Here is a 10,809-nt window from a genome sequence, read left to right as displayed (position 1 = left end):
CGCATGCGGGGCGGGTGAATGACCGATCCGGCCGGGTGCGCGGGGGTCAGTCGGCGGGGGAGACCTGGGCGTTCAGGCGGATCACGCCGTAGGTCCAACCGTGCCGGTGGTAGACCGCGCAGGGCTGCATCGTGGACTTCTCAATGAACAGGTAGAAGGGGTGACCGACCAGCTCCATCTGGTACAGCGCCTCGTCGACCGTCATCGGTACCGCCTCGTGGAGCTTCTGCCGCACCACCACAGGAGAGTCGCCCAACTGCGACTCCACGGCCACGCCCGGCTCGGTGGGAGCCGTGGGGGAGTCCTCGATGGGGAGGTCATCGGTGTCCGGCAGCTGCGGCTCCTCGGCGGGCGCGGGCGGTACCGACTCCGGGAGGTCGACGATGTAGCGCCGGTGGTTCTTCTTCCGGTCCCGTGCCCGGCGCAGGCGCTCGGTCAGCTTCCCCATGGCGATGTCGAAGGCCGCGAAGCGGTCCGAGGAGCTGGCCTCGGCCCGGATTACCGGGCCCTTGGAGATCACCGTGATCTCAGCGCGCTCGGCCGTGTCCGCCTGGCGCGGGTTGCGCTCATGGGTGATCTCGACCTCGACTCTCTGCACGCGCGGGTCGAACTGCTCGACCTTGGCTGCCTTCTCCTCGACGTAGTCCCGCAGGCGCGAGCTGATCTCCGCGTTGCGGCCGACGACGTTGATGTCCATGGTGGAACCTCTTTCTAAGTCCAAGTGATCCTTGTGAGGGGATCGGGCTGGGGGAAACACCCGCCGCACCTTGCGACGAGCTTCGGAGTGGTCGGCCACCTCCTTGTGTGCTGCCGGTGTACAACCGGGCGCGGAATCTGCTCTCGGCGCCGCGCTGCCGTGTGTGTTACGACACATAAGCTACACCATTTCCGGGGCCGCCACGTACAGCGCACCGTTCGCGGTGGAGCCGGGACGCCGATGCCCTGGTGGCCCGTGCGTGAGGGCGTCCCAGCAGACCGGGGCGCGGGCTACGCGTACGCAGCGGTGCCCGGCTGGGGCGGTACGTCACTGGTGCCGACCTGGGTGCGTGGCCGGCTGGGACGGGCAGGTGCCGACTCGCTGGGTACCGGCCCGCCGGGGACCGTGATCGGGCGCCCGCGGGCCGGCGGGGGAGCCGCCGCCACCACCAGGGCGGCCCCGACTACCGCCCCGGCCTGCCGCAGCGCTCGCGCACAGGCGCCCAGGGTCGCCCCGGTGGTGACCACGTCGTCCACCAGCACTACTCCCGCGCCTCGCACCGGTGCCAGTACCCGCGGCGGCTCGGAGCGGTTCGCCCGCCGCTGGGCCGCCGAGCGGCCCGCCTGGTGCACGCCCCCGGAACCGAGGCGACGTCGCAGCACGTCCGTGCTGGCCACCGTCACGGCTCGCGCCGGCCCCGGGGTGCCGGCAGCAGGCCAGCCCGCTGCCAGGCCCCGCGCGACGGCGTCGGCCAGGTCCGCCGCCACCAGCAGCCCGCGTGCGCGCCGTCGCAGTCCCGACGGCGCCGGCACCACCAGCAGGTGCCCGCTCGAGGCTGCGGCCGCCACCACCTGGTCCGGCAGGTGGGCTGCGAGCCATCCGCCCGCGTCCTGCCCCACCTGGGACATTAGGCGCCCCAAGTCCTCCCGCGCTCCGCTCTTCCAGCCCAGGACCAGGGCGCGGATGGGGCCTGCGTAGGTGGCAAGCGCCCATACCGGCAGGTCGCCGGCCGCGTCGACGTGCTCCACCCGGTGCGGCTGCGCGGCGAGCAGCGCGGCGCACTCCTGGCACAGGGCAACGTCCCAGCGGCCGCAGCCCGCACAGGTCACGGGTAGAACGAGGCGCAGCGCGGCGGTGAGCGTGCCGGAGCGGGACGGGGGCATGCGGCCAGTGTGCTGGGCCGGCTGCACGCGCGCACGCCACTGCCCCGGGGCCTCCACAGGGAACTGCTGGGGGCTGTCTCCGGGAGCGCCTGTGGACGGGGGCGCAGGACGCGACGGGAGGCGGCGGATGGGGCGGGGCTGCCAGGGCATAGGGCCGCAAGGACAGGGCCGCAAGGAGCGGGCAGCAGGTGGCGGGCCGGCGAAGCGCAATCGCGGCTCTGCGGTGAGCGATAGCACTGATCCGTCCGCGGCGGCGTCGGCGGGATGGCATACCATGGCGGAGTTCGCGCCCGGTCCGCCCGGGCACGGGGCCCGCCCGCCTAAGGGGCCGCGCCGCGGCGGGCTCCCACCAGCTACCAGGGGAGATACCAGCGTGTCGATTGTCGACCGGATCCTGCGCATCGGTGAGGGACGGACCCTCAAGAAGCTCGATGCCCTCGCCACCCAGGTGGAGGCCCTCGCCGAGGACTACAAGGACTTCACCGATGCGGAGCTGCGCGAGCAGACCGCGGAGTTCAAGCAGCGCTACGCCGATGGGGAGACCCTGGACGAGCTCCTTCCCGAGGCCTTCGCCACCGTCGTAGAGGCGGCCGACCGGGTGCTCGGCCAACGCCCCTACCACGTGCAGATCATGGGCGGCGCCGCCCTGCACCAGGGCAACATCGCGGAGATGAAGACCGGTGAGGGCAAGACCCTAGTGGCCACCATGCCCTCCTACCTGCGCGCGCTGACCGGTAAGGGCGTCCACGTGGTCACCGTCAACGACTACCTGGCCGAGTACCAGTCCGACCTCATGGGGCGCGTGCACCGCTTCCTGGGCCTGTCCACCGGCTGCGTGCTGGCCACGCAGAATCCCGCCCAGCGGCGCAAGCAGTACCAGTGCGACATCACCTACGGCACCAACAACGAGTTCGGCTTCGACTACCTGCGCGACAACATGGCCCAGCGTCCGGAGGACCTGGTCCAGCGCGGGCACGCCTTCGTGATCGTCGACGAGGTGGACTCGATCCTCATTGACGAGGCCCGCACGCCGCTGATCATCTCCGGCCCCGCCACCGGTGACGTGAACAAGTGGTACAAGGAGTTCGCCAAGCTTGCCCAGCGCCTGCGCGCCGGCCGCGACTACGAGGTCGATGAGAAGAAGCGCACCGTGGGCGTGCTCGCCCCCGGCATCGAGCGGGTGGAGGACTACCTGGGCATCGACAACCTCTACGAGGCGGAGAACACGCCCCTGATCGGCTTCCTGAACAACGCCATCAAGGCCAAGGAGCTGTTCCACCTGGACAAGGACTACATCGTGCGCGACGGTGAGGTCCTCATCGTCGACGAGCACACCGGCCGCGTCCTGCCCGGGCGCCGCTACAACGAGGGCATGCACCAGGCCATTGAGGCCAAGGAGCGGGTGGACATCAAGGCTGAGAACCAGACCCTGGCCACCATCACCCTGCAGAACTACTTCCGCCTGTACCCGGAGGGATCCCGCTCCGGCATGACCGGTACCGCCGAGACCGAGGCCGCCGAGTTCTCCGGCACCTACGGGATCGGCGTGGTCCCAATTCCCACAAACAAGCCGATGATCCGCCAGGACCAGCCGGACCTGGTATACACCAACGTGGCCGCGAAGCTGGCCGCGGTCGTCGATGACATCGCCGAGCGGCACGCGGCCGGCCAGCCCGTGCTGGTGGGCACCACCAGCGTGGAGAAGTCCGAGCAGCTCTCGCGGCTGCTGGACAAGCGCGGCATCCCGCACGAGGTCCTCAACGCCAAGCAGCATGCACGTGAGGCCGCCGTCGTCGCCCTGGCGGGCCGCAAGGGCGCCGTCACCGTGGCCACCAACATGGCCGGACGCGGCACCGACATCATGCTGGGCGGCAACGCCGAGCACATTGCGGTGACGGCCCTGAAGGAGGCGGGGCTGGATCCGGAGGAGAACGCCGAGGAGTACGAGAAGGCCTGGCCCGAGGCGCTCGCGGCGGCGCAGGAGTCCTGCGCCGCGGAGCACGACGAGGTCGTCGAGCTGGGCGGGCTGTACGTGCTGGGCACCGAGCGGCACGAGTCCCGCCGTATCGATAACCAGCTGCGCGGGCGCTCCGGCCGCCAGGGGGATCCGGGTGAGTCGCGCTTCTACCTGTCCATGGAGGATGACCTGATGCGCATGTTCGCCTCCGGGGCTGCGCAGCGCATCATGAGCTCCGGCGCCTACCCCGACGACGTGCCGATCGAGTCGAAGATGGTCACTCGCGCGATCGCCTCCGCCCAGCGGCAGGTCGAGTCGCGTAACTACGAGATCCGCAAGAACGTCCTGAAGTACGACGACGTCATGACCGAGCAGCGCGAGAAGGTGTACTCCGAGCGGCGCCGCGTCCTGGACGGGGAGGACCTGGAGCCGCAGCTGGCCGGCTTCCGCGCCCAGGCGGTGGGCACGATCGTGGCCGCCCGCACGCAGGAGGGACGCCCCGACGAGTGGGACCTGGACGCCCTGTGGAATGACCTGGCCCACGTCTACCCGGTCAGCGTCACTCAGGAGGACCTGATCGAGGAGGTCGGCGGTCGCGACCTGCTTTCCACCGAGCGCCTGTCCGCCGAGCTCAGCGATGACGCCGCCGTTGCCTATGAGGAGGCCGAGCAGCGTCTCAATGACAACCCCATCGCCCGCGCGCAGCTGGGGGAGGAGCCCATGCGAGCGCTGGAGCGGCGCGTCCTGCTGGCCGTTGTGGACAAGCGCTGGCGCGAGCACCTGTATGAGATGGACTACCTGAAGGAGGGCATCGGCCTGCGCGCCATGGCCCAGCGGGACCCGCTGGTGGAGTACGCCAACGAGGGTGCCCACATGTTCAAGGCCATGATGGAGGGGATCCGGGAGGAGACCGTCGAGCAGGTGTTCGCCAACGCCGCCCGCTTCGATGCCGCGGCCGCCCGCGCCGCAGCCGCGCAGGAGGATGCGGAGGGCGAGTCTGCTACCGCGGCGGCGGGTACCGCTGCGCCGTCCGCCACTGAGCGGCCCGCCCGCGGGCGCAGTGCCGCCGTGGCCTCGGTTATGGGGGCTGCCGGTCAGGAGCCCTTGAAGCAGCGCCTGACCTACACGGCGCCTTCGGAGGACGGCACCGCTACTGCGGCCACCGAGCCCGCGGCTCGAGGCCGGGACGCGGCCCGGCCCGCGGCCGCCGGTGCAGCTGCCGCCGGCGCTACGCGGCCGGCCGGCTCCGCAGCGGGCGGAGGCAACCGCAAGCAGCGGCGGGCGGCGGCCAGGAAGCGGCGCAAGTAGCCGGGTGCCGGCGCCGCCCGGTGGGCGGATGCCAACTGGCTCGAGCCTCAGGCGATCTCCAGGGCGGCCAGCAGCCAGCGGCCCCGAAAGGCCTCAAGCCGGGCCGCCGCAGCGCGCACGCGGGCGCCGTCGTCGAGCAGGATCGTCACCTCGCAGGTGCCGTTATCGGACTTTTGGGCGTGGGCCGAGCGCGGGCGTACGCGCGTCGGCGCCTGTCCCAGGAGCCTGCGTGCCAGTCCTGCCCGCCGGGACAGCGCCTCGAACAGCTCCGGCGTGGTCCAGCGCGCCAGGTGGTCGGCTCGGCGCTGGCCGTGTAGTACTTCTGCAGCGGCGGTCACGACTACGGCGGCGAAACGTGCCGGGTCCGGCATGTCATCTCCGGCGGTCGACGCCTGCCGACTGGCGGTGCCGCCGGTGCCCAGGGAAGGGCGAAAGTGCAGCCGGTCCCACTCCTCGGCCCGCTCGGTGCCCTCCAGGACCGGACGCGGAACCAGCGCCCCGGCGGGGCTGCTCGTCGAGGTGCGCAGGCCCGGGACGGGCCGTAGCGGTGGCGTCGGGCCGGTGCGGCGCCGGTTCCGGCCGGCCGGGTGCGCGGCATCCTCCTTTGCCTCGAGCGCGCGTAGGTGCCTACGCGCTGCGGCGGGGACGGCGTCGGGGCGGGTATCGGGAACGGTGAGGATGGACATGACGCTTCTCCTGCGCGGTGACGGGCGCGCGTCTGTGCGCGCAGCGGGTGTTTGTTCAGGAATTGGGCTGGTCGGTGAGTGTGGGGACGTCCAGGTCGGTCCCGGGGTGGATGAGCCCCGGGTCGGTGCCGATCTCCTGGGTGTTGGCCTGGTACAGGCGCGGCCAGGCGTCCGCGATTTGCGCCGGCGAGGCCTGCGGGCCCAGCAGCTCGGCGGTGATCGACCACAGTGACTCGCCGACGGCCACGGTATGGGACTCCGATGAGCCGGGTTCCTGCGCGGAGTCTGGTGCGGAGTCTGGTGCGGGGGCGGACGGGGGCGAGCTCGGGGCCGCGGCGTCGGGGTCAGTCGGTACCGTCACGGTCGGCTGCCAGCCGAGGTCATCGGTGCCGACCTCCGATTCCGGGGCGGCGAGTGCCGGACTGGTGGTGATTCCCGCGACCAGCACGCCGGCGGTGATCCGCCGCACCAGGGGCGCGCCCCACCGTTGTAGTGCCCGCGCAGCTGCTCGGGTGCTCCTGCTCGGCGGATTGCCGGGGGCGGAGGCGCCATGACGGTTGCCGGCCCCGGCCGCAAGCGCGAGGAGCACGGATAGCAGGTGCCAGAGTGCACCCAGGGCTCCGGCGGTGCAGGCGAGGGCTGTGATTGCGGCAGTCAGATGGGCGCTGCCCCACCAGGCGGTCGGCAGCTCCAGGAGGCTGCGGGCGCTGTTGGCGGCGGTGCTCGCCAGCACTGGGATCAGCGCTGCGGACAGCACGCCGATCGTGCCAAGCGCAACGTGGCTGCGTACGTGCCGCAGGGTTTGAGTAGTCCGCGTTGATGCAGTAGCTGCACACATGACTCGCTCCATCGCTGGTGATGATGTTTGATGATGTTAGATCATTGTAGAGCGATTGAGATGTGTCAAGTGTGTGTTGAATGAGGCTGGGTGTGCCTGAGTGCCGGTTGGATGCACTCAACCCGCAGTCGCCGGGTTTCGTACCGGCGCCTGCGGGTTGGCGGTGAGGGTTTCAGTGAGTGTGCGGCGCTCAGGCGCGGTGCCGTCCGCCCTGGTTGCGTGCCCGGGAGTCGGCCGGGCCGGGCGGCGGGGCGAGGAGGCCGGTGGAGTCTGCTCTGGTAGCGGCGGTAGGCGGCGCCTGCGGCACGTCCGGGCCGGTCTCCGCCGGTGGCGGTGGGGGCGCAGGGGTGCTGGCTCCGACGAGCGGGCCGGGCGTCTGGGCTACAGGGGCGCCGCGGTTGACGACGGCGCTAGCTGCATCTTCCGGCCGACCGCCACCGGGCGCACTGTGGTTGGGCGAGGTGCGGCTGGGGCTGGCGCCGGCTGTCCTGGGGCGTCGGGGCGCCCTTCGCGCTGTCAGGCGGCGGAGCCGGGCCCCGCGGGCTGCTCGTCCCGCGCTGCGCCTGGCCCCCGAGCGCGGGTCGATCTGGTCCACCAGCTCCGCCAGTGCCCGGCCCAGAGGAGATCCCGGTGCAGCCTCAAGCACGCTGCGCCCCTCCAGCAGGCAGCGGTCTGCGGTAGCCGCGTCGTCGGGCAGTAGCGTGACTTCTTCTATGCCGCCGAAGCGTGCAAGTGCCTCCCTGACGGCCTGCTGTGGTGAAGGGCCGGCGGCGGAGGCCCGCACCCGATTGACAACCACCTCAATGCGCCCGGTCGGCCGGGTGCCCCCATCCAGATCGTCGATGAGCTGCAAGAGCCGCCGTATGCCGATCGGATCGCCGGCGCCGACGATCACCACCACATCGGCGTTGCGCAGCAGGTGAGCGGTTACGGCGCCGGGACCGGGCTCCAGGGTGAAGTCGTCGACGGCGTCGTCGACCTGGCCCCCGGACACGTCCACGACGGTCCAGGCGGCCGCGCGCCGGCACTGTTCCCACACCTCCGGCATGGCTGCCGCCGGTAGCTCGCGCCATCGGCCCGCTCGGCCCAGACCGGACAGTAGGCGCCGGTCCTCGCTCACCGGTATGAGGATGCGGCCCAGCGCCTCGGGGTCCAGGCGGCCGCGGGAGGCGAGCCGTGCAGCGGTAGCCAGGGCGGAGGAGTCCTCGGGTAGGCCCAGTAACTGCGTGAGGCAGGGGGCCTGAGTATCTGCATCCACCAAAATCGTGCCGGCGCTGAGTCCGGCGGCCAGTGCGGCGGCAATCGTGGAGCGTCCGGGGGCGCCCTGCGGGCCCCACACGGCTACCAGCCGTCCTCGAGGCTTGTCCGCCTCATTCGCGTGCGCGCGCACCGGCCTCGGAGCCAGATCCGGCGTGGGGGCGAGTGGTGCCGTGGGAGTCGCGGCGTCGAACTCGTCCCACAGGTCCCGCTCGGCCGTCGGCGGGCTCGGTGCGGATGCGCGCGGTGCTGCCGGAGGAAATGGCGGCTGGGGCGGGTCCTCGAGGCCGCGCGCGATGCTCTGCAAGCGGGCGCAGATGCCGGCCGCGGCCGTTTCGGCGGATTCCACGGGCCAGCCTGCTCCCGCCCACCGCTCGCGCTCGGCATCGGGCGCGAGCAGTAGTCCGAACGCGCCGGCGCGGCGCAGGCGGTCAAGCACCGTGCGGTCGAGGTCGTCGAAGGCGGTGTCGGTGACGACGAGTGTGGCCAGGCCGGCCATGGCGGCGCTGAGTAGTTCCGGCGTGTCGGCGCACCGACGCACCACTTTCAGCCCCGAACCGGGTGCGTCGAGGGCGCGCAGGATGTTGGAGTCGTCACCGGAAAGCGCGAGTAGGACCCCGTGCGGACTGGATGGGGCTGCTTGCGGCTCGGTCATCACTGTCCCTGTCCGGTGGGCACCAGCACGAGCGGGCCGGCCGCGCCGACGGCGCTGAGCACGTCGGCGACTGCCTCCTCAGGCACGAGCACCTCCACCTGCAGGCTGGAGCCGCCGATGAGGCTGGGGCCCGCCTCGCCTATCGAGGCGATCAGCAGCCCGCGTGCAACAACCTCGGCCTGGCCGGGCTCTTGTGCCGTGACCTGGGCGGCGGGCAGGGCCCACAGGTCCACGATGTCTCCCGCGGCCGTACCCGCGGGCAGTCCCGAGGCGAGATTGAGCACAACTGACCGCAGGTCGACATCCGCCGCCTGGCCGATCGCCCCGGATGGCAGCAGCTCGCCGGCCTGGAGGGAACGGGTTGCGACGGCGTCCTCGGGCAGCTCTCCCGCCGCCACGTACACGGTGGTGCCGGGGTGGGAGTCAACCAGGGTCAGCACGCCGTCCGCGGTCAGGTCGGTGCCGGGGGCGACGTCGCGGGAGAGGATGTAGATCTGCTCGGTGTCTGCCGCGGCGTTGACGGCCCAGGCGCCCAGGGCCACCGCGGTTCCGATCAGCACCAGTCCGCCGGCCAGGCGCGGGTCACGCCAGGTGGGGCGGCGCGGGCGCCTGCGTGGGGTTGGGCGTGCGGCCCCAGCCGGGCTGGGTGCGCTTCGTCGCGCGGAACTCACTGGGCCCTCCTTGATCATGTGTGCTGCCGTTGAACACCTTGGGAGTGTAATTGATTATCCACAAGTATGTTCAGCTATGGCGTATACGGCAAGATGGTGAGAGCATAGTGCCATGCCGGAGAGTTTTCTGACCATCGCTGAAGTAGCCGAGCACCTGCAGCTGTCTGCCCAGGGGGTGCGGGCCTTGATCCAGTCGGGTGAGCTCCCGGCGATTCAAGTGGGGGCCCGCCACTTGTGGCGCGTGCCGGAGAGCGCCTTTGATGAGTACGTGGAGCGCCAGCTCGCGGCGACTCGCGCGATGGTGGCGGCCGGATCGCTGCGGGCGACCAGGGGCGCGGACGCCTAGCCCGGGTCCCGGACTGGGCGTGCGCGGCGCCGCTGATGCGTTCAGCGGCTGCGTATCACCTCGATCATCGGCAGGGCGATGGTGACCGCGCCGGGAGCGCGCCCCGGGGCGGCGCCGTCGTGGATGACGTCGATGTAGTCGGCCCCCACGCGGGCGAGCCGTCCAGTGAACTCGCCTGCAGCGAATACCACGCGCACGCGTGCGCCGGCGCGCGCGAGCCGCCGCAGTACCGCCTGGATGGTGGGGCGGCGTCCGGCCAGCGCGGGTGCTGGGCCCGGCAGGGGTGTGGCCAGGGCGATTGCGTGCAACGGCACAAGTGACTGCATACCCTCGCTCTCGGTGAGCAGTACGAAGGCTTCCTCGGCGCGGCTGACGACGCCGTCCACGGACGTTCCGCCGCGGGTGCGCAGGTGCACGGTGCGGCCGACGGCGCCGTGTAGCCGGTCGGCCAGGCGCAGGCTGGCTACTTCCGCCTCGGCGAGCTCTGCGGCCTCGGCGGCGAGGTCGGCGCGGCGCTCTGCGTCAAAGCGGCTTTCCAGATCGGCCAGGAGGCTGTCCCAGTTCATGACCGCAGCTCACCACACCTGTGGTGCCACGCCAAGCGGGTAGAGGCGTTGGGGTGGGGGCCCGCTGCGCTTGCTGGGCGCGGCGCCCCGGATTTCAGTGTTGCCCTGCCGTCCGGGTCGTGCCGCGCACCGGCTGGAATCGGGCACACTTGGCCCATGCGTGCTTACCTTCCTGCCACTGCCTCCGACCTGTCCGCCGTCCGGATCAGCCCCCGTATAGCCCATGCGGTCACGCCCGCGCTGGCCGACGCGTTTCCCGAGGAGGATCAGGAGGGGCTGGAGGTCTCTGCGAGCCTGTGCGCCGCGGACTCCTCGGTGCTGCTGCTGGCCGCGCCTGGCGCGGAGGCGGAGGCGGATCGACGCGTAGTGATCGCCGCGGATGTTGAGGATGCGCAGGTGCGGGAGGTGCCGGTGGTGGGCGACGTGCTTCCGGGCACGGTTGAGGTGACCGCGCCGGTGGAGTGGGACCAGGTGGCTGCGCTGCTGGTGGACGAGGCGGAGGCGGAGTCCGATGTGCGCGCCGCGCGCACCGGGGATGAGGCTGCCTTTGAGCGTGCCGCGGATGCGGACCTGCTTTGGTATGACGTCTCTGAGCGTGCCGCGCTTGCGCAGGAGCTGGCCGCCACCCCGCGAAACCGGCACTAATCACACGCCGAGACCGGCAC

10 protein-coding genes are annotated in these 10,809 nt (G+C 71.6%); 3 read left to right on the top strand and 7 right to left on the bottom strand.

Annotation, left to right across the window (positions count from 1 at the left end):
• Nucleotides 1–46 precede the first annotated feature (46 nt).
• Complete coding sequence (hpf, locus tag CWT12_RS09175) at nucleotides 47–697, bottom strand: ribosome hibernation-promoting factor, HPF/YfiA family (RefSeq protein WP_161924560.1); 651 nt, start codon at nucleotides 695–697, stop codon at nucleotides 47–49.
• 290 nt (nucleotides 698–987) lie between these two features.
• Nucleotides 988–1,860 carry a ComF family protein gene (locus tag CWT12_RS09170; RefSeq protein ID WP_161924559.1) on the bottom strand — a complete coding sequence of 291 codons (873 nt, stop codon included), beginning with the start codon at nucleotides 1,858–1,860 and terminating at the stop codon, nucleotides 988–990.
• A 373-nt stretch (nucleotides 1,861–2,233) separates the two neighbouring features.
• Between CWT12_RS09170 and secA the strand changes: the two genes are divergently transcribed.
• On the top strand, nucleotides 2,234–5,125 hold the full coding sequence (gene secA, locus CWT12_RS09165; protein ID WP_161924558.1) for a preprotein translocase subunit SecA: 2,892 nt from the start codon (nucleotides 2,234–2,236) through the stop codon (nucleotides 5,123–5,125).
• 47 nt (nucleotides 5,126–5,172) lie between these two features.
• Here secA and CWT12_RS14025 read toward each other — a convergent pair whose 3' ends face one another.
• The 4 genes from CWT12_RS14025 to CWT12_RS09145 all read right to left on the bottom strand — a co-directional run bounded on the left by CWT12_RS14025 (nucleotide 5,173) and on the right by CWT12_RS09145 (nucleotide 9,232).
• The gene (locus tag CWT12_RS14025; RefSeq protein ID WP_237564114.1) at nucleotides 5,173–5,811 is read right to left on the bottom strand and encodes an Rv3235 family protein; all 639 of its coding nucleotides are present in this window, start codon (nucleotides 5,809–5,811) and stop codon (nucleotides 5,173–5,175) included.
• A 55-nt stretch (nucleotides 5,812–5,866) separates the two neighbouring features.
• Nucleotides 5,867–6,649 carry a LysM peptidoglycan-binding domain-containing protein gene (locus CWT12_RS09155; RefSeq protein ID WP_237564113.1) on the bottom strand — a complete coding sequence of 261 codons (783 nt, stop codon included), beginning with the start codon at nucleotides 6,647–6,649 and terminating at the stop codon, nucleotides 5,867–5,869.
• A 190-nt stretch (nucleotides 6,650–6,839) separates the two neighbouring features.
• Complete coding sequence (locus CWT12_RS09150) at nucleotides 6,840–8,561, bottom strand: AAA family ATPase (protein ID WP_161924557.1); 1,722 nt, start codon at nucleotides 8,559–8,561, stop codon at nucleotides 6,840–6,842.
• Nucleotides 8,561–9,232 carry a hypothetical protein gene (locus CWT12_RS09145; protein WP_237564112.1) on the bottom strand — a complete coding sequence of 224 codons (672 nt, stop codon included), beginning with the start codon at nucleotides 9,230–9,232 and terminating at the stop codon, nucleotides 8,561–8,563. Before CWT12_RS09145 ends, CWT12_RS09150 begins: the two co-directional genes overlap by 1 nt.
• 112 nt (nucleotides 9,233–9,344) lie before the next feature.
• On the opposite strand from CWT12_RS09145, the gene CWT12_RS09140 reads away from it, so the two are divergent.
• Nucleotides 9,345–9,578, top strand: a complete 234-nt coding sequence (locus tag CWT12_RS09140) for a helix-turn-helix domain-containing protein (RefSeq protein WP_161924556.1) — start codon at nucleotides 9,345–9,347, stop codon at nucleotides 9,576–9,578.
• A 41-nt stretch (nucleotides 9,579–9,619) separates the two neighbouring features.
• On the opposite strand, the gene CWT12_RS09135 is transcribed toward CWT12_RS09140, so the two are convergent.
• Nucleotides 9,620–10,144, bottom strand: a complete 525-nt coding sequence (locus tag CWT12_RS09135) for a Fis family transcriptional regulator (protein WP_161924555.1) — start codon at nucleotides 10,142–10,144, stop codon at nucleotides 9,620–9,622.
• A gap of 156 nt (nucleotides 10,145–10,300) precedes the next feature.
• Here CWT12_RS09135 and CWT12_RS09130 point away from each other — a divergent pair, with 156 nt between their 5' ends.
• On the top strand, nucleotides 10,301–10,789 hold the full coding sequence (locus tag CWT12_RS09130; RefSeq protein WP_161924554.1) for a DUF6912 family protein: 489 nt from the start codon (nucleotides 10,301–10,303) through the stop codon (nucleotides 10,787–10,789).
• Nucleotides 10,790–10,809 lie beyond the last annotated feature (20 nt).

The organism is Actinomyces sp. 432, assembly GCF_009930875.1.
Taxonomy (GTDB): Bacteria; Actinomycetota; Actinomycetes; order Actinomycetales; family Actinomycetaceae; genus Actinomyces.
This window is presented reverse-complemented; position numbering and strand designations above follow the sequence as displayed.